Here is a 25182-nt window from a genome sequence, read left to right as displayed (position 1 = left end):
CGAGTCTAGGCGAGGTGCCATTCGGCCCTTGAGCTAAAAAGTGCCATCACCATAGCCCTCCTTTTATACCCGATCTATGGCTTCCTGCGGCTCGGTGAACCATTTCGCACCGTTCTCGGTGACGTACATATGGTCTTCGAGACGAACACCGAAGGTTTCCGGCACCACGATCATCGGCTCATTGGAGAAGCACATGCCGACATCGAGCGGCGTCTTGTCACCACGCACCAGATAGGCCGGTTCGTGGATGCTGAGGCCTATGCCATGGCCGGTGCGGTGCGGTGTGCCCGGCAGGTTGTAGTCCGGCCCCAAGCCATGCTTTTCGAGCACAGCGCGCGCCGCATAATCGACGGCTTCGCAAGGCAAGCCGATCTCGACACGCGCAAAAGCCGCAGCCTGGGCTTCTTTTTCGATATCCCAGATGCGCTGATACTCCGGCTTCGGCTGGCCGAAAATATAGGTGCGCGTGATATCGGAGGTATAGCCTTGCACATAGCAGCCGGTATCGACCAAAACGAGGTCACCCTCTTTCAGGCGCTGCTCGCCGGGCAGGCCATGCGGATAGGCGGTGCCATGACCAAACTGGGTGATAACGAAGGAATTGCCCGAAGCGCCGAGCTTGCGGTGCGCTGCCTCGATGAAGTTATTGACCTCACCCGTGGTGATGCCCTCATACAGCATCCGCGCCGTCGCCTTATGCACCAGGATGGTCATGTCCTTGGCCTGCTGCATCAGGGCGATTTCAGTGGCTGACTTGTACATGCGACAGCCATTGATAACCGACGAGGCTTCCTTGATTTCAAGACCGGTTTCGCGCCCCAGGCGGCTGACCATTTCGAACGATATGGCCGGATCAACGGCCAGTACGGCCGCGCCCAAGTCCTTCATGGCCTGCGCGATCAGGGCGTGCGGGCTTTCATGTTCCTGCCACAGACGCATATCGGCGGTGATCTGAAGATCGGCCTCCAGCGATCCGCGCTCAAAGAACGGGCAGATCAGGAGCGGTTCACCCGCCACAGGTATGATCATGCCGACCAGGCGCTCAGACGCGCCCCACGGCACACCGGCGAAATAGCGCAAGGAGGCACCTGCCCCGATCAGAAGCGCATCGGCGCCCATATCGCGCGTCAGCTTGCGCGCCTTTTCGATGCGTACCTGGCGCTCGGCCACGGTGATGGCGGGGGCCAGATGCGGATAGGCCGAGAGCTTGGCCAGTTCGGTGGCAGGTGTGGAAGAACCGATCATCAAAATACTCCTAGTTGAACCGGGCCAGATCAAAGGGCTTCGGCCCTTCGCCGCTGCGGATCATGTCGGCGACGATTTCGCCGGTAATTGCGGCCAGGGTTAGGCCGAGGTGCTGGTGCCCGAAGGCATAATAGAGATTTTTGACAGATGCCGCCCGACCGATCGCTGGCAGATAGTCCGGCAGGGTCGGGCGCGTGCCGATCCACTCCTGACCTTCCCCGCCAAACGAAAGGCCGAGGTCGCCGACATGCTTGCGCAAGCGCGCCCACTTGCGCGGATCGGGCGCGGTGCCGGCACGGGTAAACTCAACGAAACTCGCGGCGCGCAGCCCGCTTTCAAAGCCGGTGACGATCATCGAGCGATCTTCGAAGACTACCGGAGGCAGGCCCTGCGGCCACTGATGTTCATGGCTTTGAATATGATAGCCGCGCTCAGAGATCATCGGCACCTTAAGGGCCGCCTGTTCCATCAGTCTTTTCGAACCAATACCGGCGCTGACGATGATGGCGTCAGCCGTGCGCCAGTCGCCATCTGACAACAGGACGGCCGCACCCTCCGCCGTGATCGACAGTTTATCGGCGCGCGCCTTGATCAGCTTGCCGCCGCGTTCGATGAAGCGCTGCTGAAGCGTCTCTAACAGGCGTTTTGTATCGGCAATCTGCGCCGTGCCTTCAAAACGAATTGCCCCGTGGATCTTAACCGTAGAATTTCTGTGGATAAGAGACGACAGTTCGACCATTTCCGCCTCGGTCACCTCCCGAAATGAGGCCGTGCCGGTATCCGTGGCCCGCCATGAGCGCAGGCCTTTTGCGGCGCTTTCCGGCGTTTCCCAAACGACAAAATGACCGTCTTCGCGCAGCAAATCGGTCGCCTCCAGATCGGCCACACGGCGCTGCCAGGCGGGCATGGCTTTGGCGATAACCTCGCTCAAAGCCACCTTTCCTGACTTGAAATGTTGCGGTGCGGCAGCTCTCAATAAGCGTAATGAGAAAGGTAACCACGCGCCAATCCCTTGTGGTGGAAGGGAAAGCGCCCCTCCCCTGATGAACAGTCGGCGCCACGCAGAGCGCACCGTCGCCAATGACGCCAAGGGCTCAACCTGCTCTATAGCAATATGCCCGGCATTACCGTAAGATGCCGAAACGGGGGCATTTCCATCATCACACAAGGTCACGCTCTTGCCCTCCTTAAGGAGTTGCAAAGCCACGTTCAAACCGACAACGCCGCCGCCGAGTACGAGTATGTTTTGGGGTGCCGTCATGGAAGGCCATCATCCTTGTTGCAATAGACTATCGCATATAGTATACAGTATATGTTCTTACGCAAGCTCTAGGAGTATATAGATGAAAATCGATTGGCGGGGCGTGTTTCCGGCCGTAACGACGCAATTTAATGAAGATCTTTCGATCAATTATGTCGAGACCCAACGGGTTGTCGACGATCTGATCAAGGACGGCGTCACCGGGATCATCGCCATGGGCACCTGCGGTGAGAACAACTCACTGACGGCTGATGAAAAGCGCACCCTGCTGAAGGCGATCGTCGAAGTCGTTGCCGGCCGCGTTCCGGTGGTAACCGGTGTCTCTGAGCTGACCACGCCGCTCGCGATCTCCTGGGTTAAGGATGCCGAAAAGCTTGGCGCTAACGGTCTAATGCTTCTGCCGGCCATGGTCTATGTGCCGAAAACCGCCGAACTGGTCGAGCACTTCACGCAGGTCGCCAATGCGACAAGCCTGCCGATCATGCTCTACAACAACCCGACGGCTTATCGCGTGGCCATCACCAACGAAGCCCTCGAAGCGCTCCGCCCCGTGAAGAACATCGTCGCCGTGAAAGAATCGACCGCCGACACCCGCCGCTTCACCGACATGATCAATGCCTTTGGCGATCGCTACGTTGTCTTCGCCGGTCTTGACGACGTTGCCTTTGAAGGCCTGTTGCTCGGCGCTCAAGGCTGGGTTTCCGGCCTGACCTCGGCCTTCCCGCATGAATCCGTCATGTTGGTCAAGGCTCTGGAAGCTGGCGACATCAACACCGCCCGCGAAATCTACCGCTGGTTCCTGCCACTGCTGCACCTCGATGCCGAGCACGATCTCGTTCAGTCCATCAAGCTGGCCGAGCAGATCATGGGTCGCGGTTCCGAGCGCGTGCGTATGCCGCGCATGCCTCTGACCGGCGCCCGTCGCGCCGAAGTTACGGCCATGGTTGAGAAGGCGGCGGCTACGCGCCCGTCGCTCAAGATCACCAAAGCCGCTTAACTTAAGACTATTGCGTCATGAGGGCGGCTTGCGGTAACGCGAGCCGCCCTTCTTTGCCCTGGAGACAGCTCATGCGCCACACCTTCTTCTGTATCGATGGCCATACGGCCGGCAATCCGGTCCGTCTTGTCGCCGGTGGCGCCCCCCTGCTCAAGGGTTCCAACATGTCCGAGCGCCGTCAGGATTTCCTGGAGCGCTTTGACTGGATTCGCACGGGCCTCTGTTTTGAGCCACGCGGTCACGACATGATGTCGGGCGGCTTTCTCTATCCGCCCACTCGTGAAGATACCGATGCCGGCATCTTGTTTATTGAGACCTCCGGCTGTTTGCCAATGTGCGGACACGGCACCATCGGCATGGTCACCTTCGCGCTTGAAAACGGTCTGGTGACGCCGCGCACCCCTGGCAAGCTGAAGCTGGAAGTGCCCGCCGGCCTTATCGATATCGCCTACACAACCGAAGGCGCCAAGGTCACATCGGTCCGCATCACCAATGTGCCGTCCTATCTCGCCGCCACCGGCATCGAGATCGATGTGCCGAATTTCGGAGCGCTTAAGCTCGACGTCTCCTACGGCGGTAACTATTACGCCATTATCGAACCTCAAGGGGCTTATACCGGCCTCGACGACCTCGGCGCCGCGCGCATCATCGAGTTGAGCCGCACCATTCGCCAGCTCGTGCGCGACACGTACGAACCCGTGCATCCGGTAGATCCGACTATCCGCGGCGTCAGCCACGTCCTGTGGGCCGACAAACCTAAGAGTGAAAACGCCGACGGTCGTAACGCCGTCTTCTATGGCGAACGCGCCATCGACCGTTCGCCCTGCGGCACCGGTACCTCGGCTCGACTGGCGCATCTGCACGCCACTGGCCGCCTGAAAAAAGGCGATCGCTTCGTGCACGAGAGCTACATCTGCAGCCAGTTTATTGGTCGCGTGGAAGATGAAGTCATGCTGGGTGACCAGAAAGCGATCATCCCGTCGATCGAAGGTTCGGCTCTATCCACCGGATTCAACACCATCTGGATCGACCGCGAAGACCGTTTCTGGCAGGGTTTTCAGGTCCTTTAAGACAACATTGCGACAAAAAGGCCGCGTTAACGAACAAATTGTATACTTTTTATCACCGCAACCCTCGCTGGTCCCTTGTCAGCATGGAAAACTAATGCCTAGATAGCGGTAACAATAGAAAAAACAGGATTCGATGTGAGGGTAAGCGCTGTCACACCGCATCCCAATTAGCCGGACACACATATGACCCTCGTGGTTCAGACCCTCTCCGAACAAATTTTCTCGCTGGTGCGCGATCGCATTATTTCGGGCAAAATCCCGACCAACTCGGCTATTCGTCAGGATGCGCTGGCGGCTGAGCTCGGCGTCAGCAAAATCCCGTTGCGCGAAGCCCTGGCCCGTCTTGAGCAAGACGGGCTTTTGCTTTCCCAGGCCAATCGCGGCTTTTTCGTGCGTCCTCTCAACGCCGATGAGGTCGAAGAGGTCTACGCCCTGCGTCTGAAACTGGAACCCGACGCAGTCGGCGAGGCTTCCAAGGTGGCGACCGACGCCGACAAGCGCGCCGCCCGGCTGGCGCTGGACGCGCTCGATGTCGCCGCCAACACCGACAAGACCCAGGTCGGCAAGCTTAACCGCGCCTTCCATATGTCGCTGGTTCGTCCCCTGCACCGTCAGGTGACCATCCAGATCATCGAGCGTCTCAACATTATTTCGGAACGCTATGTCGGCAAGCATCTTGAGCCGGCCGGCCGCGATGACCGTGCGCACAGTGAACATCTGGCCCTGCTTGAGCTATGGGCGGCGGGCAAGTCCGAGGAGGTCTCGGCCCTGATGCGCAACCACATCGCCATGACTTTCGAGGATTTGCGCAAGCAGTTCGATAGCGACCACGCCGCCATCTCGGCTTAAGACCGCAAGGCATCCGCCAGACGCTGCGCCCATAGGGCAGCACCTTCATCACGGTCTATCAGATCATTGCGGATCTCGACCAGCACAGAAGGGATAAGTCTGTCGTCGCCATGAATGGGCACACCGTAATCCTCGGTGCGATCGCTCTGGTAGGGCACATTGGTGCCGACCTTCAGACCTGATGCCGCCAATCGCGCCACGAGGTCATGGCCAAAGGCCTGCGCCTTGTCGAACAGCACGCCGCCCTGCCATATGCGCGTTGTGCCCAAAAATACTGGCGTGAAACTGTGGATCGATACAAAGCGCGTCGGCCGGTTTTGCCGTTGACGCGCATCAAGATGATCGCTGATCGTCTGGTGAAACGGCTGGAAAAGATGGTCTCTTCGCCGCATAATTTCCGCTTCGTCCAGATCCCTATTGCCAGGTATATCCGTATCTTCGGAGCGGGTGACGATACTGGTTGGCGCATCCAGAGGCCGGTTGAGATCGATCAAAAGCCGCGAACAGGTGGCCAGATAGGCCGGCGCATCAAGAAGCGCCGACAAGCGTCGCGTGACATTGGCCGCACCGATATCCCAGCCAATATGCCGCGCCACATCCGAGGCCCTCAGGCCGAGATTGGCGTAGGCTTCGGGGATATGGTTCGAGGCGTGTTCGCACACCAGCACAATATCGGATGTGCCGGTCTCATTGAGCGTTTCAACCGCTGGCGGCCACGAGATTACGTTGGCAATGATGGCTTAACCTCCTCGGTGATCACCTTGAACGAACTGAGGATCGCCGGACCAAACTGCGTCGAGATGGCGACATCGGTGGCATCACGCCCAATTGCCATCAGTATGCGACCGACGCGTGGCTTGTTGTGGCGTGCATCAGCCGTGTACCAGTGACCGCCGAGATAGACTTCGAACCAGCCGGAAAAATCCATTGGGCCCGGCACCGGATCGACCTTGATATCACCAAGATAACCGGTGCAGTAGCGCGCCGGAATATTCATGCAGCGGCAAAGCGTCAGGGCCAGATGGGCGAAATCGCGGCAGACACCGACCTGTTGCATATAGCCGTCAAAGGCGCTGCGTGCGCGGTCGGCGAGCTGATAATCAAAGCTTAGATGATTATGAACAAAATCGAGAACGGCCTGGACGCGCGGCCATCCGGGCGCCACCTGACCGAACAGGTTCCAGGCCAGATCGGTCAGTTTATCGGTTTCGCAGTATCTGGAGCCCAGCAGGAAGACGAGTACTTCATCGGGCAGGTCACGGATGTCATGCTGAGGGGCCTCGAACGGTACAAAATCGGGCAGGCCGGTATCGTAAATCTCGAACACCGTCGAAATGGTGGTGCGGCCCGCCGGCGCGGTGATCCGCGTACACACATTGCCGAAGCTATCGACATAGTCCCATGACTTGAGATTGTTTGAAAACTTCAGCTCTTGCGCGGACAAAAGATCTACGCGCCGTGAGGTATGAATATTCAGGCAGAGCAGCACGGCGGTCGGCTGCGGACAGTCATAGGTGAGAGCGTAGCCGGCCTTAATCTGCATGGAATATCCCTATGTGATGATGGCCGGCGCGTCCTTTACGCCGACCGATGTCACATTAACCTGCACGGTCATGCCTAAAGAATTGATGCGTGAACCTGTGTGCGTGCCCCATAAAGGAATGGCCTGTCGCGGATCGCGCGTCACCCCGACGCGGATGAGATCACGATTACCGATGATGCCGTTGGTGGGATCGAATTCAACCCAGCCTGCGCCCGGCACAAACACCTGCACCCAGGCATGGGTAGCACCGCCGCCCAGATTTTCACCGGTATCTCGCGCTGGCGCATAGATATAGCCCGTCACGAAGCGCGCCGCGAAGCCAAGTGAACGTACAGCCTCCATCATCAGCAAGGCGAAGTCCCGGCAGGTGCCGCTCAGGCTATAGAGCGTCATCTCCGGTGTCTGCGTGCCCGGATTTGTGCGCCGGTTGTATCTGAAGTCATTCTTGATCGCGTGGGTCATGTTTTCAAGGATCGTCGCTGTAGCGGTTGACCCTACCCGGTTGATGAAGCGCCGCGCCCAGGTTTCGGTCACATCGTCAGGATATTGCCGATGCATGGAGGGGCGCAGATCAGGCGAGGTTTCGTTGTCATAGTGGAAGGGCCAGGTTCGAGCATCTTCGTCAGCGCGGAAGTGGGGGCTATGCTGCGGCGTATGATCGAGTACGATCGTCGTTTCAAAGCACAGGGCATCGGCGAGGCTGTCGAAGTCGGCGCAGGCGACGCAATTACCGAAAGCATCATGAATCCAGAAGATGTCGCTCGGTTCCGGCGATATCTTCAACTCCGAGCTTATCAGGCGCTGGTCATAGCTGTCGCGCGGACGAAACATCAGACGATGCTGTCCAAACCCCACCGGCCGGCGATATGCGTATCGGGTCAGGTGATGCACCCGTAGAATGGTCATGTCCGTGCCTGCCATCTTTTCAAATGCCGTGCGTGAAGCGTATGCGGCCGCGGGAAGCCATAGGCTTTTTTCTAATATTGAGCCACTTCCAATTAAATTTTTTCGCGCATCAGGCTTATCACGCGCACGTTATTAACGTTTTGTTAACAAAGGCTGGAGCCGCTTTCCAAATTCTGCTTACATGAACATGTAATCAGGAGTTTCTACCCGTGTTGGCTCGTATCAAGCGTCTTGCGCCCTATTTCCTCGTTGGCCCGATCAGTGGTCCACTTCTGGCCGGGGTGGTACATAATTTTCAGAAGGGCCGTCCGGTATTGGCCACCATGTACATGGTGGCGCTTGTCGAATGCGCCATCGCCCTGCCCCTCCTCGTGGCAAAGCTCGGCGTAAACGCGCTTAGTTAAGTTGGCTGCCTGCCGAATTGGAGCAGATTTAAGAGCCCGTTGGATAACTTCCGGCGGGCTTTTTCTTATCGTGGATCGATTTGCCAAAGGGAGGGCTTCCGCCCGAAGACAGAGATCACTTTTGCCGAAGGGAAGCCGGCGTTGACCGCTTTCGTCCTTCTGTCGCCTTTTCCCTGTCTTTCATCCTTGCGATAGCGTAAGGATAGCACATCATCCCGTGGCGTATCCGCCACCATCTTTGCGCATAACGCTGGGAAGCGATGAACAAACATATAGAAACACTGAAAACCTTGCCGCTCTTCAGCGATCTATCTGATGACGATGTGCTACGTTTGTCCGTCCACACTCACTTGCGAAACGTGCGACGCGGCGAATTCCTTTTCATGCATGGCGATGCGATAAAGAATTTTAAAATCCTACTGCGCGGAACGATTCAGATTTTTCGCGAGACCCCCGACGGCCATGAAGTCACCAGCGACATTCTAATTTCCGGCGACTGCATAAACGCAGAAGAAGTCATAGCCCGGCAGGTGACCCACATGACCAATGCGCGCGTCGTCGACGACGCCCAGATACTTGAAGTGCCGATTGCCTGGATGCGTGAGCATCTGAAGAATTTCAACACATTGGCGCCGCGTTTGCTTCAAGGCCTGGCCGAACGCCTTCATGATGCGCAAATGGAAGCCGAACACCGCTCGACCATGTCGGCAACGCAGATGGTGGCCTGTTATCTGCAAGGGTTGTGCGTTCTTTATAACTTTGATCCTGCCGGCTTTGACCTGCCCTATTCCAAAACCCTGATTGCCTCGCGTCTGCGGATGGAACTGGCAACCTTTTCGCGCACACTGCGAAAACTCAAGGAGGTCGGCATCGATATCCAGGGCAATCGGGTATCTTTCACCAATCTCAACAAGGCAGGCCGATTCGTTTGCGACAACTGCTCGATCGCGGAAGATTGCCCAACTCATCAGACGCTAATGAGCCCAGGTTCGCTCCCTTAAGCCTTCGTCAGAGAAGCCAGTTGAGAATGTCCGGCGGACGACGCTCTGTAGGGTCTATGCCCGGCGCCGGCTTACCCAAAGCAATGATGGCGACGGGGACCATACGGTCAGGCAGACCAATGAGCGTTCGTCCGCGTATGTCGTCTAAAGCCGGAACGGCCTCATGGATCAGACAACTGCCAAGCCCCATGCCCGCTGCCGCCAGCATGATGTTTTCAGCCGCCATCCAGGCTTCGGGAACAGCCAGAGGCGTCTGTTGCCGGATGCAGACCACAATGAGTGTCCCGGCATTATGAAACAAGGTAAAGTTGCTGACCGAAGCGACGTTAGCCGGCTCTCTTTCAATTGCATTATAGAGCCGGCCAGTATGCCCCGACAGTGCGCGCAGACGTTCCCGCCCCTGGACAACCAGAAACGCAGGTGCCGACAGGGAGTTTGTCGCCGGTGCCTGAGCGGCGGCATACAGCAAGGCATGTACGGCGTGTTCTGTAACATCATCGCCGGTAAAGGCCTGCACCGCGTGTCGGCTATAGATCGCATCCATGATCGTCATCGTGCGGCGCGGCGGTGCGCCATCCCCCGGCATCGGTTCGTGGATACGCGACATGGAGAAGGCCTCTTGGTAAGCGAGCAAAAGGCAGCCTTGGCCGGGGCAGCCCAAGAGGCAAACCCAACTAAGTGCCGCTATTTTCTGGGTGTCAGTGTTTTAAGATAGGCGGTTATAGCGGCCCGGGCGTTTGGCGTTTCAAAGTGCATGGGCATGCCGGTTCCCGGATACATGGCTTCCGGGCCGGACAGGAATTTTTTCAATCGCGTGACCGTCCAGGTGTCGCCGCGCGCTGCGGCCGCCATGAGCGCCGGTGAATAGGCGTAGCCCTCAACGGAGCCTACGCGACGGTCGACAACGCCAAAAAGCGCCGGGCCATTATCATTGACCATATATTGGCTATTGTCGTGGCACAGAGCGCACTTTTCGGAAAAAATCTGCGCCCCCTGCTCTGAAAGAGGTTGTGCCTGCGCACCGACGACATCGCTCACCAGAGCTGCTATAAGGCACCCGGCGATGATGTGCGTTTTCAATCTGACAACCATGCGAACGCTTCCTATGCAAAGGTTCTCAAGAGTTGCACGGGATTTTGTTTAAGGATTTGATCGCAATCAAAAACATGATCAATCTTTGATCAGGTCGCGGTTTTGTAAGGCGTGCTCCGCCAAATCTTACGAATTTGCGCGGGTTGTAATTCCGTCATGGTCGGGCGCCCTCATCGCTTCGTAAAACCGTGTCTGGCCACTTTGGGCTTGTGGCTCAGGGATTTTTACAGCAGGCCTGATATCAGACAGTATCGACGGTTGATCCAGAGCCACAAGAGCATTGGCCAAATCTATCAGGCGCTGAGGCTCGAAGCGACCGGTAGATTTCTGTGTCAAGAAGCGATGGCTGCGGAACAGGCTTTCATTCGCCTCGGATCTCACGAATCCCGCCATGGCCCAGACCGGAAAGTCACGAGCCGGTATAGGCGCATCCTGAATGATTCGTACAGCCTCGTGACGGTGGTCACCGGCTATCCGTTCAAAAGAAGTGCGCACCTTGTCCTCGCCACCTTCTATGATCTGAACGAAAATCTCCCGGTCAAACAGGAGGCAGCCCGTAAGTTGATTGTGATAGTTGTTGGTGCGGGATGACGTTAGAATGTTGCGCATTTCGCTAAGCATGCCTCGGTTGCCGGCAACAAAACGGCTGACATAGATAAGTTGAATGAGGCGGGTCACGCTACAGCCTTCCTGACGATAACCTTTCACCCGAAGTCGACTGTCGCTATCGCGAGGCTGAAACGGTCTGGAAGCCCGCGTCAGTTTCACATTGAGCCAACAAGCCGGTCGTTGAAGGTTTTCAATTACAATGGACGAAAGGTGCGTGAAAATACTTTCCACTTTGTTAAATCTGATATTTAACTCTTATAAATCAGACGCTTGATAAAAGTTGGAAAATCTCTTGATATTTATCAAGCTTCAAAATCGGCGCGCGGCGCCTGGCCGAAGGTCAATTCAGTTGCCTACTGATCGATGATAAGGCCCAGCCTCGTCCCGACGCCAGTCTGTCTGAAAGCAAGCCAAGCTCCATTGTCGGTGTACGTAGCCTCAATAGGGGCAGACCAATCGCCGAGAATAAAGCCAGATGCTGCCGTTCACAGGCCGCAAGGTGCAAAATGTCATCCCTCAGCGCCATAGGTACAATTGTCTTGTTCGCCATAAATCCCAGTAGATGCTCGACCTGCACCTCGGCCAGGCTGTAGTTTTTTTGCAGACGTTCCACGAAAGCCGAGACATCATCATCCGATTCCGTTCGTTCCATAAGGAACGGTATAAGTTCGTCGCGCTCCTGGGCTATGTGCAGCCTTATATCGCTTCTCAGCCAGGATGTGACCATCGAAACAAGCAGATCGTCGTCGAACACGGTCGCTTGCAAGCGAACACAGGCCCACTTCAGGCGATCATACTCGGAAGCCAGCCAATCAAAAGGTGAGGCGCACAGCAAGGCCAGCTCTCCGGCTGGTGACTGAGCACCATTCGCGTATTTTTCTGTCATCACACCCTCAGGATTGACAAGGCGCTCACGAGAGCCGGTGGAAATTATTGCAAGTAATATATTACATTGTACAATTTATGCAAATAAATCGCATGCGCATATATCTTGATAAGTTTCGGACGCGCGATTGATTTTTATCATGTCGAGCTAACCCCCTGCATGTCCAGCGGCTCAGTTGTCGCAAGGGCGCCAGCTCAAGAATTAAATCAGCTGTAAGACTATGGCATAATTACCGCAGTTTTGACGGAACAGCGATTTTTAATGCCACCGGTGTCATTTTCGTGCAGCGGCACCCTTGCCAGTCTAAAATTTCTATGTCTAGCTGTATTGTATCGAGGTCTGTTGTGTTTTGTACACCATCATGACACCGGTGTCACAACACAAGCCGAACCGGAGCTTGCTCCATTCATATAAGCGGCCGGACGTATGCACGACCGGACCGCCGGCCAAAACGGGGAGTAGAAACCTATGCTGAAAAAGACCGGCGCCCGAGTCGCGTCCAAATTTAACCACGCTCTCGCTTTGAGCGGTTCTGTGGCAGCCATCGCGCTCGCCATAGGTGGATTATATGTAGCCCCCGCATTTGCTCAGGAGACAGCGCAAGACGCCGCACCGGCAACTGCACCGGAAGACGAGTCGACACTCGTTATCGTCACCGGTTTCCGCGGATCACTGCAAACCGCCATCAGTGAGAAAAAACGTTCCAATGACATGGTCGATGTGATCAAGTCGGAAGATATCGGCCAGTTTCCTGACCTCAACCTGGCGGAAAGCCTGCAACGCGTTCCAGGCGTCTCGATCGACCGCGATGGCGGTGAAGGCAAGCAGATCACCGTGCGCGGCCTCAATTCAGAGTTTTCCCGCACACGCCTGAACGGTCTCGAGGCGCTCGCCACGACAGGGTCAAAGGATTCGTCCGGCGGCACCAACCGCGGGCGTGGTTTCGACTTCAACGTTTTCGCGGCAGACCTCTTCAACTCCCTGACCGTGCGCAAGTCGCTGTCGGCTGAAATCGAAGAAGGTTCGCTGGGTGCGACTGTCGATCTGCAGACCGCCCGTCCCTTTGATTACAAGGGCTTCACCATGGCCGGCTCCCTTCAGGCGGGCTATAATGACGCGTCTGAAAAAACAGAGCCACGCGGTACCTTTATGGTATCCAATCGCTGGGCCGACGGCCGGCTGGGCGCCCTGCTCTCTGTTGCTTACGGCACACGCACCGTCATCGAAGATTCAACCAACACAACACGTTGGGAGAACGCCTATGCAGCGTCTAATGTGGGACGTTTCCAGAGCTACAGCACGAATGGGGGCACGACTTTCATCCCTATTGCGCCCTGCACGCCCGCTGCGGCGGCCGTTTGTAACGTTGATGAAACCCACGTCAGCGGCACGGCGCCACTTAATCCGGCACTGACCGGCGAAGCGCAAAAGATCAGCCGGGCTGAGCATCCGCGTATCCCGCGCTACAATCACTTCGAAACCGAGCAGAAGCGCCTGGGCGTCACCGCCGCCTTCCAAATGCGGCCGAACCCCGCCACCTTGGTCACCCTGGAGGGCATGTACGCCACGTTTGGCTCGAACCGCGACGAATGGGAGATCGAGGCTATTTCGTTCAGCCGCTCCGGACAGGGCCTGCCGAAGACGGACGTGTATGATTACACCATCGACGATCAGGGCACGCTGGTAAAAGGCTCCTTCAACGATGTCGATATCCGCTCAGAGCACCGTTACGACGAACTGAAGACCACCTTTCAGCAGCTTAACCTGACCTGGGATCAGAACTGGGGTGACCGTCTTACCTCCAAACTGTTGTTGGGCGCCTCCAATTCGCTTCAGGACAATCCGGAACAGACCACCTTCACGTTCGAATCCTATGATGTCGATGGCTATAGTTATGACTATACCAACATGACCAGCCCGACCTTCAATTATGGCGCGTCATCGACCGGCTGCAACCCCGATCAGGCATGCTACTGGACCTATTCCAGCAGCACAACCAGTGGCGATGCTTCGCTCATCCGCCTGCGCCCGCAAAGCGTTGAAAACGGTTTTGCCACCGCCAAGCTTGACCTCAAGTACGAACTCAACGACCACTTCGACCTCAAAGGCGGCGTCTCCAGCAAGAAGTACGAGTTCACCTCGACCGAATACGGTCGGTACACGACCAGCGCCCTGACGCGCAACGAAAACGCCTCCGGCGCTATTGTCGCGGCCATCAATAGCGATATTGCCGGCTATTCCGAGACCGTCACTGTCAATGGCAACACTTACCTGATCCCGAATCTCGATAAGATCCGCGACACGTTCGATTACAACTGTAACTGCACCAACAGCTACGGCACGTTTAAGGTGAACAACACCAACTCTTCTTCGCGTGCTGGTAATCGTAACGCTCAGGAAATCGACACCGGTTATTACCTTCAGGCCGACTTCAGCGGGCAACTGGGTTCCATGCCTTTCCGCGGCAATATCGGTACGCGTGAGGTGCGCACGCAGCTCTCGGTGAGCGGCTATGTCGGCACCGCCTCGTCCTCGGTCCTGACCACCATCGAACGCAGCTACAGCGAACTCCTTGCCTTCATTCAACGTGATGATTGAGCCGATCGAAAACCTTTACTTGCGCTTTGCTGCCGCCAAGACGATGGCGCGCCCGACCCTCTTGTCCATGACGCCCGGCGGGGGCTCGATCAGCACCACCAACAAGACCATCACCACAGGCAACCCTTACCTCGAACCGACGCGCGCCAACACAATGGACGTCTCGATCGAATGGTATCCTGACCGTGATACACTTGTGACGCTGGGCATCTTCCAGAAGGAACTGAAGAGCTATATTCAGTCGCGCGCTCAATATTTTAAGCTGAGCGACCTGGGCTACAACTACGCCGAACTGGGTGAAACCAGTGACGTGGCCTATCTCGTGACCACACCGGTCAACACACCGGGTGGCGATCTGAAAGGTTATGAACTGAACCTGCAGAAGCCCTTTACCTTCCTGCCGGGCTTCCTCGGTCGCACCGGCGGCATCCTAAACTACACCCACGTCGAATCCAGGATCCAGTACTATACCTCGCCGACCGCCACGACGACGACCGAAGCGGATCTTCTTGGGCTCTCACCCAATGCGTGGAACGCGACACTGTACTATGAGGGTGAGGCGTTCTCCGGTCGGGTCGCGGCTTCCTACCGTGATGGTTACCTGTCTCAGCTCGCCCCCGGCTCGTCGGCTGATTTCTGGGGCAAGCACGAGACACTCAATATCGACGCTCAGCTCACCTGGAAGATCAACAGCCATCTGACAGCTGTGCTCGAAGGTATCAACCTGACCAATGAGCCCGACGATCGCTACATCGCTTACAACACAGCTCAGGGCAATACGGCACAGGATCTGCTGTATGACTACGGAACCTCGGGCCGCCAGTATTATTTCGGCCTGCGCTACAAGTACTAAACGCCTGAACTCCCATTGAACTGGGGCGCCGGATCTGTCCGGCGCCTCTTTTTATGAGCAGGACGTTCTGCCATGAGAAGAGGACTGCATATGACCTATAACTGTCGTTGCCGCTCTGATATGAAATCCTGGCTCGCGACTATAGCTTTTGCCCTCCTGGCGACGGGGGCCTATGCCCAGACAACGCCCCTGACCGATGCTGAAGCCCGCGCTCAGACCAGGAAGATCTCGGCGGTGCGGGTCATTCTGGTAGGCGAATTCGACCACCGCGGTGCAAAGTGGATGGGGGGGCGCCTTTTGTGCCGACCACGTGACGTCCTTCACCGCCTGCCTCAATCTGGCGCGCGGCGGACGCTCCAGCTATAGCTACCGCGCCGAAGGGTCTTGGGACATCGCGCTGGCCGAAATGCGTTCCGGCGGTTACGCAAAAACCTGGGTTCTGATCCAGTTCGGCCACAATGACCAGCCGGGCAAACCAGGACGCTCGACCGACCTGCAAACAGAATTTCCTGTGTTTATCCGACAATATGTCAATGATGTGCGCTCTGCCGGTGCCATACCGGTTCTCATCACCCCCCTGACCCGCCGTGGTTTTAAGGATGGTCAGCTTCAGGACGACCTTGCCCCCTGGGCCGCCGTCACGCGCCAGATCGCCGCCGACATGCAGGTGCCTCTGGTTGATCTCTACGCCCGCAGCCGGCAGGTGGTGCAGGCGCTTGGTCCAGTGCAGGCCATGACGCTGGCTCAGGCCTCGCCACCGCCCGAACGGGTGGCTGCCGCTGAGACGGGCACCACGATATCGGCGCCGGTTTCGGCGCCACCGAAGGCACCCACGCCGTTCGACCAAATGGCCTTCGCCAAACCCTCTTTTGATGACACCCATCTCGGCAGGACCGGCGCTGCGGCTATTTCCGGTCTTGTCAGCGAAGAGCTATCGAAAGCCGTGCCCGAATTGCGTGCCTTTATCATCCCCTGAATGTCCGGAGCCTGGATCATGACCTTGCGAGCCTTCGCGCTTTGCAGCCTCACGGCAGCCTTCGTGACAGCACACGCCTTTGCCACTGTGGTGGGCGTCAATAGTCCTCCTCAGGCCATTACGCTTGAGCGCATCGCCGGCCTTGCGCCTGAAGCGCAACCGGCCTGGCGTGCCTATCTCGCTCGCTCAATAGCGCAGATGAAAGCGGATCGTTCCGCACTCGCCGCCGAGGGACCGCCTTCGCACATCCCGTCCATCACGTTGCGGGGTGACAGCGAAAAGACCATGCCACTTGATCAGGAGTCCGCCTGGTACGTCACGGCCCAAGCCCGCCATATCGCCGATGTCATCGTCAGTTTCCAGACACCTGCCGGCGGCTGGAGCAAGAACCAGCCGCGTGATGGCGACCTGCGCGTGCCCGGCCAGCCCTATGCCGGCGCTGAAGGCATACGCAACGAGCCATCGGAACGGGGGGATACGGCGCAGGACACAAGCTGGCATTATGTCGGCACGCTTGATAATGACGCCACCATCACCGAACTTCGGTTTCTCGCCCGCGTCATAACTGCCCTCCCCGCCGGTGACGGCTCATCTTACCGCGTGGCCTTTGAAAAAGGCGTGAGCTATCTGTTCAACGCCCAGTTCCCCAATGGTGGATGGCCGCAGATCTGGCCGCTCGAAGGCGGCTACCATGACGCCATCACCTATAATGATGACGCCATGGTCCATGCCACCGAACTGATGTCGGCGATCGCCAGCGGCACTGGTGATTACGCCTTTGTCCCCGAAGCCATGCGGCGAAAGGCAGCAGATGCCCGCGATCAGGCCATTGCCTGCATCCTGGCCACCCAGGTGAGCGTGGCGGGCCGTCGCACGGTGTGGGGCCAGCAACACGACGCCCTGACCGAACGGCCGGTAGCCGCGCGCAATTTCGAGCCCGATGCGCTCTCCAGTTCCGAAAGCGCCGGTCTGCTCCTCTATCTGATGACCTTGCCCGAACCCTCGCCCGCGGTGACGGCGGCGGTGCATGAGGGTGTGGCATGGCTGCACGAAGCCGCCCTTCATGACGTGGCGTGGACCGATGGCGGCGACAAGACGGCGGGCCGGCGGCTGATTGCCAGCCCCGGCGCGCCGGATCTGTGGGCGCGCTATTATGTGGCAGCGTCCGGCAAGCCAGTGTTCGGCGACCGTGACAAAAGCCTGCATGATGATGTCAACGAGATCAGTCTGGAACGCCGCAACGGGTATAGCTGGTTCAACACCGCGCCCATGAAGGTCTTCAAAGCTTACGAAACATGGCGTCTTACCCATCCGGATACCAGACCATGACGCCCAGCCGCCGCGCATGCCTGAAACTGACTGCGGGCGCTCTCGCCAGCGCGATGGCCGCACCGGCGATAGCACGATCTGATCAGAATCCCACCCTCATGACGCAGGCTGGCCCTGTCACCGGCCAGAACAAGGCCGGCGTGCACGTGTTCCTTGGATTGCGATACGGACTGGATACGGCCAGAACGCGCTTTCGTCCGCCCCTCAAACCTGCCCCTTGGACCAGCCCTCAAGCCGCCACGCGCTATGCGGCGGCGGCGCCGCAAGCGGGCACACCAGACGACTGGGGCCAGAGCGAGGACTGCCTGTTTCTCAACGTCTGGAAGCCGGCGAAGGCCGCCACCCAACTGCGCCCGGTCATGGTCTATATCCACGGCGGCGCGTACACCACCGGCTCGGGTGGAAGCCCGCTCTATGATGGCACCCATCTCGCCCTGCGCGGTGATGTGGTGGTGGTGACCCTCAATCACCGTCTCAATGCCTTTGGTTACCTCTATCTGGCGCGGCTTGAGCGCGACGTGACCGGTGTGTCCGGCCCCCTCGCCTATTCCGGCAATTGTGGCCAGCTCGATATTCATCTGGCGCTGGAATGGGTGCGTGACAATATCGCTGCCTTCGGCGGTGACCCGGCTATGATTACGGTATTTGGTCAGTCCGGCGGTGGCGCCAAGATCGCCACCATGATGGCGACGCCGGCCGCAAAGGGCCTGTTTCATCGCGCCGCCACCATGAGCGGTCAGCAGGTCACGGCGTCAGGGCCAGGTAATGCTACCCTGCGCGCCAACGCCTTTTTGACGGCGCTCGGCTTACAGCCGGATGCGACCGGCCTGGCGCAGGTGCAGGTTCTGCCGGTGGCAGAACTGGTGAACGCTCTCAAAGCCACCGATCCGGTTATAGGAAAGGGTGGCCTTTATTTTGGTCCGGTGCTCGATGAGACGACCCTTTTTCGTCACCCGTTCTGGCCGGATGCACCGGCGCAATCGCATGCCATTCCCATGATCATCGGCAATACCCACGATGAGACCCGCGCCTTTCTGGCCGGAGATCCGCGCAATTTCGAGCTGTCCTGGGAAGACCTGCCGGCAAGACTTGCGCCGCAACTGCGTGTCGATATCGATCCGTATCTGGTGGTCGACACCTACCGCAAACTCTATCCCGCCATGTCGGCGTCGGACGTCTTCTTCGCCGCCACAACCGCCGGCCGGTCATGGCGCGGCGCCATCGAGGAGGTCGAGGCGCGCGCAAGGGCTGGCGCGGTGACCTATGCTTATCAGCTCGACTGGAAAACCCCCAAAGACGGCGGCAAATACGGTGCACCACATACGCTCGACATTCCGCTGGTCTTCCACAACACCGCCGTGCCCGATAGCCTCAGCACGGATAGCCCGGAGGCGCGTCGCATGGCCGATCTCATGTCAGACGCCTTCATCGCTTTCGCCCGCACAGGTGCGCCGCAGAGCTCCTCCCTGCCGGCATGGGCGCCTTACACGCTGGAACAACGCGAAACCATGCTGATGGATCTGTCGCCGCAACAGGCCTACGATCCGCGCGGTGACGAACGCAGGCTGTTCGGCAAGGTGCCCTTTGTACAGCAGGGCACCTGAACCGGCTTCAGTGCTTGGGGGCGGAGTGCGCGAACAGGGAAGCCCAGCCGGCTTTCGGGCTCATATCGTCGAGATTCCAGTCGGCTTGAACGAAGACTTGTTGCGTCGGTTTGTATTGGGGATAACCATAATAGTTCTGCGTTTCGGAATCGATGATCTCGCCGCGTCCTTCGGCCACATCCGACAACAGCTTGAAATCGACATCGTCGCGATCCCACGGCCGGGCGCCCGCCGCTCCATAGATTTCGTCTTCCAGGCGCGCCGCGGGCATGATGCGGATATCGCCTGGCAGATAAGGCTTCTGTGCCTTAATCATTTTCGCCGAGCCGGTCGTGTAGCGCCCCGTCTGAGGCACCGCCTGGCCGTTGGGATCGACGGCGATATTGTCGCGCATGTACAGCGAAACGTCACCCTCTCCCCCCAGCGAAAACAGCGGCGTTCCCGCCACGGTATCCGGTCCCTGGCGATAAACGTTGCCGATCAGGGTGATGACCCCGGTTTCGAACGGATAGGTTTCCCATTCATGGCCGATGAGGTTGTAATGGATGGCCTTGCGCTTGGGATTATAGATCATCGAATTGACCTCGGCAGCATGGACGCCACCTTTGAACAAGGCGTTGCGTTCCTCGTTGGAGGCGTAAAGATTGGCGTACAGCAAGATGCCGGTAGCATTGTCGTGAATCAAACCGCCCTTGGAGTGTTCGCCCTTGTTATGCGTGGATTTCGCCAGGCCTTCATAGACCAGATTGTTGCTATAGGTGATGTCGTGCGAGGTGTTTTGCCGCCACTCGGTGATGTTGGCACCTTTGAATCGCGGGCCGGAAGCCGACAGGTTCTCGTCGGTAGCCCAGGAAAAGCTGCAGTGATCGACGATGACATTATAGGCGCCGTTGGTCGATAAACCATCGGCGTTCCAGCCGCCTTTCTTGGCATGGCCGGCCTCGCCGGTGCGTATCATGACGTGCTGCATGATGACGTCATGGGTAGCGATATTGAACTCGCCGCGTATAAAGGTGATGCCGGGCGACGGCGCGGTTTGGCCGGCAATGGTGAGGTAGGGATTTTTGACGCGGATCGAAGCGCTGTCGAGATCTATGACCCCTCCGACTTCAAAAACGATAATGCGTGGTCCCTCAGCTTCGACCGCCGCGCGGAAAGACCCTGGTCCTTCGGCGTTTAGTGTGGTGACGCGAAGAATCCTGCCGCCCTTGCCGCCTTTGGTTGCCTTTGCCCACCCCAGAACGTCATAGGTGGCACGGTTGAGATGTACCTCTGGGGCCTTGGCTGAGGCTCGGGTCTTGGATGGGGTTGCGGCCATAGGTATGGCCGGTATGGCCAGAGCTACAAAACTGCACAGCAAAAGCATTTTTCGGAACGACATGCGCTTCCCTTTCATTGACCCTGTAATGACTTTATCGTCTTATTCGGAGCGCCGTTGCAATCGAGGCGTGACGTCCGTAGATTATTATGGTAACCGGTGTCATAAGCGCAAAACAAGGCTTTTGCAAGAAGCAGAATTCGGGAGCGCTCTTTAAAACGAGCCCAATGGACGAGATGACAGAGACAATTGAAACCTTCTTAAGCTTGCGCAGGAAAGCCACCATCAACGATGTGGCACGACTGGCGGGGGTGTCGAAAAAAACGGTTTCGCGCGTCATCAACAATTCACCGAGCGTACACGCCCGTACACGCGATACGATCGCCGAGGTAATCGCCCGCATCAGCTTCCAACCCGATCCGCAGGCGCGCGGCCTGGCGTTTCGCCGGTCGTTTCTGATCGGCCTGATCTACGACAATCCGAATGCGCAATATATCGTCAATATGCAGATGGGCGCTCTGGATCGCCTGCGCGGCACGGGCAACGAACTGGTGGTTCACCCCTGCGATTGGCGCAGCGCGGACTTCATACCTGAACTGCGTCAGTTTCTTGAACACCAGCGCCTGGCGGGCGTCATCGTTCTGCCGCCGATCGCCGAAGACCGCCGCCTGCTCGATCTGCTCGACGAGATGGAGGTGCCGCGCGTCCGCGTCACGGCGCGCGCCGGGGCCAGTAACCAGCCCACCATTTCAGGCAGGGAAATCGTTTCGCATGACCATATCGGTTGCGCCGAAGCTGGCGCCCATATCGCGCTTCTCGGTCATCGCCGCATCGGCTATATTGGTGGCAATCTCGACTACCCTTCGGCACACGAACGTCGCCGCGGCTTTGACGCCGGTCTGGCCCTTCACGGTTGCGCTATCGCGCCTGATCTGGACGAAGGCGGCAATTACGGCTTCGCTTCAGGTTATGAAGCGGCGCAGCGCCTGCTGAAGCAATCCGATCGGCCGACCGCCATCATTTGCGCCAACGATGAAATGGCGGCCGGCGCCTACAAGGCGGCCTATGAAAGCGGCTTGCGTATACCCCAGGATCTGACCGTGGTCGGGTTCGACGATGCGCCGATAGCCGATCGCCTGTCCCCTCCCCTGACGACGGTGCGCCTGCCGACGCGAGATATGGCCCGCATGGCCGCCGATCTCCTGATTTCACCGGAACAAGCCGCCATTTCTCACCTGCAGGTCGATTCCAAACTCGTGGTGCGTGGCTCGTCCGCCAAAGTGCCCAACGCTTAGAGCGCCTTTTGCGCAAATCTTGTTGTCAAAAGAAATGACACCGGTTACCAAAACTGATAAACACACCGCATCGGGGGTAAGAACCGGCCCCAAGACGCTTTTTTAGACAGGGACAGGCCTATGTGCACCAAGCACTTCACCAAGACACTTTACGCCACGCATCCGGACATGATGAAGGGCGCTGATAACGCTGATCTGCGTGACAAATACCTGATGACAGGCCTGTTCGCACCCGAAGCGGTCTCGCTGCACTACACCCACTTCGAGCGCTTCGTTATCGGCGGGGCCGCCCCCGTTAACAGCATCGTTAAGCTGCCGGACCAGACCGAGCCCGCTTCGGCCGCCGGCCATCCCTTCCTGGAGCGTCGCGAACTGGGCGTTATCAACGTCGGCGGCGGCTCCGGTAAGGTCAAGGTGGATGGTGTCGATTTTGACTTAAGCCCCAAGGATGGCCTCTACATTCCCATGGGCACGGCCGAAGTGCTGTTCTCATCAAATGACGCGGCCAATCCCGCCCTCTTTTATCTGACATCCACCCCGGCCCATGCGCGCTATGAAACCGTCAAGATTTCGATCGACAAGGCCGTGCCGCTGGAACGTGGGTCGCTTGAGCAATCCAACCAACGCGTGATCTACCAGTACATCGTGCCGACGACGGCCAGGTCCTGCCAGCTCCTGCTTGGCCTGACCATTCTGGCGCCCGGATCGGTCTGGAACACCATGCCGCCGCACCTTCATGATCGTCGTTCCGAGGTCTATTTCTATTTCGGCCTGGGTGACAATGATCGTGTCTTCCACTTCATGGGAGAGCCGGATAATGCCCGCCATATCGTCATGGCCAATAACGAGGCGGTCGTGTCGCCGCCCTGGTCCATCCATATGGGCGCCGGCACGTCCAACTACAGCTTCATCTGGGCCATGGGCGGGGAGAACCTCGACTATACCGACATGAAAGTGCTCGATATTTGTCAACTTGCTTAAAATCATAAAAAATTCAACGGGAAACCAGAAACATGTCAACAGCACTGTTTGACCTGACCGGCAAGGTAGCGCTTGTCACCGGCGCCAATACCGGATTGGGGCAAGGCGTCGCCCTGGCGCTTGCCGAAGCGGGCGCCGATATTGCCGCCGCCGGCATCGTGCCTGCCACCGAAACGGGCGAAAAAGTCGAGGCGCTCGGCCGCCGCTTTTTCAATATCGAAGCCAATCTGATGTCGATTGAGCCTGTCGAACGCATCGTGGCCGAAACCCTGTCCAATCTTGGCGGTCTCGACATTCTGGTCAACAATGCCGGCCTGATCCGCCGTCAGGACGCCGTCGATTTTTCGGAAAAAGACTGGGACGACGTCATGAACGTCAATATCAAGGGGGCTTTCTTCATGGCGCAGGCCGCCGGCCGCCACATGATCGCACAAGGCTCGGGCAAGATTATCAACATCGCCTCCATGCTGTCCTTCCAGGGCGGTATCCGGGTGCCGTCCTACACGGCCTCCAAGTCCGGAATCGCCGGGATTACGCGCCTCCTCGCCAATGAATGGGCGTCGAAGGGGCTCAATATCAACGCTATTGCCCCCGGTTACATGGCCACGGACAATACCGCTCAGATTCGCGCTGACCCCGCGCGGGAACAGGCGATCCTTGACCGCATCCCCGCTAACCGCTGGGGGCTGCCCTCCGATCTCGGTGGCGCGGTCATCTTCCTCGCATCCTCAGCGTCAGACTATGTCAATGGCGCGATCATCCCGGTCGATGGCGGCTGGCTGGCGCGCTGACAGCTCGAACTCTATGCTGAACTTCCAGGTCAAGCGTTTCAAAATGAAGTCACTTTTTTAAACCGGTCGTGCCCGGCCATAGAAAGCATGTCGAAGACATGCCCCGCCATTGCCGGGCGCGACCATAATTTTTAGGCAGAGGCTTCGTCCTATTGCACCAGATCGCCGGTCTTTGACACCTTCTTGCCGGGTAACCAGAGTTCCGGTGTTCCTGGTTTCATGTCCGTACGGGTCTTCAGGCCCTGCGCATTCTTGTGCAGGCTGAAGGCGTCGTACAGCACACCATTGGCCGTATAGGCCTTGTAGGTCAGGTCGTCACCTTCGACGCCGATCACCTGAAAAAGCTGGGTCTGTGAGGCCTTGCGGTCAGCCCAGGCAAGATCGGAAACCGCGTACATTTTTGGACCGGCGACAGACACGACATAGACCGTGGCGTTGTCGTCGGAGCGTGCCTCACCTGTAGGGGTTGGGGCAGCGCCACGGGCATAGCCGTGGTCATGCCCCTGCAGCAAAAGATCGACCTTATACTTGTCGATTAAGGGTTTCAGGGCTTCCCGCACATCGGGATTGTCACGTTCCGGTTCGGAAGAATAGAGCGGGAAATGCAGGGTGATAATCGTCCAGCGGTTCGGGTTATTGGCCAGAAGACCGTCCAGCCATTTTACCTGCGCGGCGCGCTCGGCCGGATCGCCATGCAGAAGCGGCGCATCCACCGAAATAACGCGCACACCCTGATAATCGACATAGAATGCGGTTTCCTTCAGTTTTACGCGGCCTTCGGGGCCGTTTTCCGGCAAGGTATATTGCGCCCGCCATTGCGGCGACAAGCGCGCGCCCGTCGCATCTATAGGGCGGCCATATTCATGGTTACCCGGCGTCATCAGTGACGGTGTCTGGGCGTGGATGAAACCGCCGGCGGCGAACCATTCGCCCCATTCCAGATCGGCATTGTGACGGTTGATCAGGTCACCGGCGTGCAGCATGAAGGCGGCCTTGCCGTCCTCGCGTTGGGATTCGCGCAAGACCCGTGACCAGTGCGACAGGATATCGTTCTGCGCGTCGCCCAGGTATATGAAGCTGAAGCGCTCGCCCGGCTTGCCGGCCGTCGAGAACTGGAACCATTCCGACCAATTTGTGCCATCACCAACACGGTAGACATAGCGCGTCGACGGCTCAAGTCCGGTCAGGACGAGCGAATTATAGCGTGCCTTGAAGCCGGCTTGTTCCTCAACATCCAGCGTAAGGACATCGGATTTCGCCATAACCTCGCGGATGTTTTTGACGAAGTTCGGGCCGGGTTCGGAGACGGCGTACTGCACCCTGCCCCCCGGACGGTCGGCGCTGGTCCGCCAGGTCACCGCCATTTCGTGCTGGGTGTCGTTCGTCAGGTTGAGGATGATGCGTTCGGGCGCGGCTGTGGCAGGCGTCAAAGGGCCTTGTGGTGGTGTTGCGACCGCTTGAACCGGCGCAGGCGTTGCCGCGGAGACGCGCGGCTCAGCCTGAGCGTTGCTTGCCAGCATGAGGACAGCGAGACTGAGACCCGACGCAACAAAAAATTTAGACATGAAATACTC

23 protein-coding genes and 1 pseudogene are annotated in these 25182 nt (G+C 58.1%); 13 read left to right on the top strand and 11 right to left on the bottom strand.

From position 1 onward, the window contains the following. Positions 1 to 63: 63 nt before the first annotated feature. Both ABQ278_RS18760 and ABQ278_RS18755 read right to left on the bottom strand, forming a co-directional pair. Positions 64 to 1245: a Xaa-Pro peptidase family protein gene (locus ABQ278_RS18760; RefSeq protein ID WP_349322546.1), complete on the bottom strand. Its 1182-nt coding sequence runs from the start codon at positions 1243 to 1245 to the stop codon at positions 64 to 66. Positions 1246 to 1255: 10 nt separating this feature from the next. Continuing rightward, positions 1256 to 2506, bottom strand: a complete 1251-nt coding sequence (locus ABQ278_RS18755) for an FAD-binding oxidoreductase (protein WP_349322545.1) — start codon at positions 2504 to 2506, stop codon at positions 1256 to 1258. 82 nt (positions 2507 to 2588) lie between these two features. Between ABQ278_RS18755 and ABQ278_RS18750 the strand changes: the two genes are divergently transcribed. The 3 genes from ABQ278_RS18750 to ABQ278_RS18740 all read left to right on the top strand — a co-directional run bounded on the left by ABQ278_RS18750 (position 2589) and on the right by ABQ278_RS18740 (position 5422). Then, positions 2589 to 3503 (top strand): dihydrodipicolinate synthase family protein, encoded by a 915-nt coding sequence (locus ABQ278_RS18750; protein ID WP_349322544.1) that lies wholly within the window; start codon positions 2589 to 2591, stop codon positions 3501 to 3503. 71 nt (positions 3504 to 3574) lie between these two features. Then, positions 3575 to 4573, top strand: a complete 999-nt coding sequence (locus ABQ278_RS18745; RefSeq protein WP_349322543.1) for a 4-hydroxyproline epimerase — start codon at positions 3575 to 3577, stop codon at positions 4571 to 4573. Between the two features lie 183 nt (positions 4574 to 4756). Next, the gene (locus ABQ278_RS18740) at positions 4757 to 5422 is read left to right on the top strand and encodes a GntR family transcriptional regulator (protein WP_349322542.1); all 666 of its coding nucleotides are present in this window, start codon (positions 4757 to 4759) and stop codon (positions 5420 to 5422) included. Here the strand turns inward: ABQ278_RS18740 and ABQ278_RS18735 are convergent. From ABQ278_RS18735 to ABQ278_RS18725, 3 genes are read right to left on the bottom strand one after another with little or no spacing between them, the layout of a single operon-like run. Next, a complete protein-coding gene (locus tag ABQ278_RS18735) occupies positions 5419 to 6084 on the bottom strand; it encodes an N-formylglutamate amidohydrolase (RefSeq protein WP_349322541.1) in 666 nt (221 codons plus the stop codon). The genes ABQ278_RS18740 and ABQ278_RS18735 overlap by 4 nt on opposite strands. A gap of 59 nt (positions 6085 to 6143) precedes the next feature. Further along, positions 6144 to 6965 carry a transglutaminase family protein gene (locus ABQ278_RS18730; RefSeq protein WP_349322540.1) on the bottom strand — a complete coding sequence of 274 codons (822 nt, stop codon included), beginning with the start codon at positions 6963 to 6965 and terminating at the stop codon, positions 6144 to 6146. Between the two features lie 9 nt (positions 6966 to 6974). Continuing rightward, complete coding sequence (locus tag ABQ278_RS18725; protein ID WP_349322539.1) at positions 6975 to 7871, bottom strand: transglutaminase family protein; 897 nt, start codon at positions 7869 to 7871, stop codon at positions 6975 to 6977. Positions 7872 to 8080: 209 nt separating this feature from the next. On the opposite strand from ABQ278_RS18725, the gene ABQ278_RS18720 reads away from it, so the two are divergent. Next, positions 8081 to 8275 (top strand): hypothetical protein, encoded by a 195-nt coding sequence (locus ABQ278_RS18720; RefSeq protein WP_349322538.1) that lies wholly within the window; start codon positions 8081 to 8083, stop codon positions 8273 to 8275. A gap of 260 nt (positions 8276 to 8535) precedes the next feature. After that, positions 8536 to 9276 carry a Crp/Fnr family transcriptional regulator gene (locus ABQ278_RS18715; protein ID WP_349322537.1) on the top strand — a complete coding sequence of 247 codons (741 nt, stop codon included), beginning with the start codon at positions 8536 to 8538 and terminating at the stop codon, positions 9274 to 9276. 7 nt (positions 9277 to 9283) lie between these two features. On the opposite strand, the gene ABQ278_RS18710 is transcribed toward ABQ278_RS18715, so the two are convergent. The 4 genes from ABQ278_RS18710 to ABQ278_RS18695 all read right to left on the bottom strand — a co-directional run bounded on the left by ABQ278_RS18710 (position 9284) and on the right by ABQ278_RS18695 (position 11863). After that, entirely contained in the window at positions 9284 to 9883 is a 600-nt protein-coding gene (locus ABQ278_RS18710; protein WP_349322536.1) for a nitroreductase family protein, read from the bottom strand. A gap of 77 nt (positions 9884 to 9960) precedes the next feature. Beyond that, on the bottom strand, positions 9961 to 10368 hold the full coding sequence (locus ABQ278_RS18705; protein ID WP_349322535.1) for a c-type cytochrome: 408 nt from the start codon (positions 10366 to 10368) through the stop codon (positions 9961 to 9963). 126 nt (positions 10369 to 10494) lie between these two features. Next, positions 10495 to 11046 (bottom strand): BLUF domain-containing protein, encoded by a 552-nt coding sequence (locus ABQ278_RS18700; RefSeq protein WP_349322534.1) that lies wholly within the window; start codon positions 11044 to 11046, stop codon positions 10495 to 10497. Positions 11047 to 11317: 271 nt separating this feature from the next. After that, positions 11318 to 11863, bottom strand: coding sequence for a hypothetical protein (locus ABQ278_RS18695; protein ID WP_349322533.1), 546 nt, complete (start codon positions 11861 to 11863; stop codon positions 11318 to 11320). Positions 11864 to 12331: 468 nt separating this feature from the next. On the opposite strand from ABQ278_RS18695, the gene ABQ278_RS18690 reads away from it, so the two are divergent. From ABQ278_RS18690 to ABQ278_RS18670, 5 genes and pseudogenes are all read left to right on the top strand, one after another. Next, positions 12332 to 14461, top strand: coding sequence for a TonB-dependent receptor (locus tag ABQ278_RS18690; protein ID WP_349322532.1), 2130 nt, complete (start codon positions 12332 to 12334; stop codon positions 14459 to 14461). Then, the gene (locus ABQ278_RS18685; protein ID WP_349322531.1) at positions 14436 to 15314 is read left to right on the top strand and encodes a TonB-dependent receptor domain-containing protein; all 879 of its coding nucleotides are present in this window, start codon (positions 14436 to 14438) and stop codon (positions 15312 to 15314) included. The genes ABQ278_RS18690 and ABQ278_RS18685 overlap by 26 nt, the downstream gene beginning before the upstream one ends. A 90-nt stretch (positions 15315 to 15404) precedes the next feature. Next, positions 15405 to 16290, top strand: a pseudogene (locus ABQ278_RS18680) (rhamnogalacturonan acetylesterase). A gap of 18 nt (positions 16291 to 16308) precedes the next feature. Next, entirely contained in the window at positions 16309 to 17619 is a 1311-nt protein-coding gene (gene pelA, locus ABQ278_RS18675; protein WP_349322530.1) for a pectate lyase, read from the top strand. After that, positions 17616 to 19223 (top strand): carboxylesterase/lipase family protein, encoded by a 1608-nt coding sequence (locus ABQ278_RS18670; RefSeq protein ID WP_349322529.1) that lies wholly within the window; start codon positions 17616 to 17618, stop codon positions 19221 to 19223. The genes pelA and ABQ278_RS18670 overlap by 4 nt, the downstream gene beginning before the upstream one ends. 7 nt (positions 19224 to 19230) lie before the next feature. Here ABQ278_RS18670 and ABQ278_RS18665 read toward each other — a convergent pair whose 3' ends face one another. Next, entirely contained in the window at positions 19231 to 20604 is a 1374-nt protein-coding gene (locus ABQ278_RS18665) for a pectate lyase (RefSeq protein ID WP_349322528.1), read from the bottom strand. Between the two features lie 164 nt (positions 20605 to 20768). On the opposite strand from ABQ278_RS18665, the gene ABQ278_RS18660 reads away from it, so the two are divergent. The 3 genes from ABQ278_RS18660 (at position 20769) to kduD (ending at position 23608) form a co-directional block, all read left to right on the top strand. Next, positions 20769 to 21836 carry a LacI family DNA-binding transcriptional regulator gene (locus ABQ278_RS18660; RefSeq protein ID WP_349322527.1) on the top strand — a complete coding sequence of 356 codons (1068 nt, stop codon included), beginning with the start codon at positions 20769 to 20771 and terminating at the stop codon, positions 21834 to 21836. Positions 21837 to 21956: 120 nt separating this feature from the next. Continuing rightward, positions 21957 to 22817, top strand: coding sequence for a 5-dehydro-4-deoxy-D-glucuronate isomerase (gene kduI / locus ABQ278_RS18655; RefSeq protein ID WP_349322526.1), 861 nt, complete (start codon positions 21957 to 21959; stop codon positions 22815 to 22817). 32 nt (positions 22818 to 22849) lie between these two features. Next, a complete protein-coding gene (kduD, locus tag ABQ278_RS18650; RefSeq protein ID WP_349322525.1) occupies positions 22850 to 23608 on the top strand; it encodes a 2-dehydro-3-deoxy-D-gluconate 5-dehydrogenase KduD in 759 nt (252 codons plus the stop codon). A 149-nt stretch (positions 23609 to 23757) separates the two neighbouring features. Here kduD and ABQ278_RS18645 read toward each other — a convergent pair whose 3' ends face one another. Continuing rightward, positions 23758 to 25173 (bottom strand): metallophosphoesterase family protein, encoded by a 1416-nt coding sequence (locus ABQ278_RS18645; protein WP_349322524.1) that lies wholly within the window; start codon positions 25171 to 25173, stop codon positions 23758 to 23760. Positions 25174 to 25182 lie beyond the last annotated feature (9 nt).

Origin of the sequence: Asticcacaulis sp. MM231, assembly GCF_964186625.1 — a bacterium.
In the GTDB taxonomy this organism is placed as follows: Bacteria; Pseudomonadota; Alphaproteobacteria; order Caulobacterales; family Caulobacteraceae; genus Asticcacaulis.
This window is presented reverse-complemented; position numbering and strand designations above follow the sequence as displayed.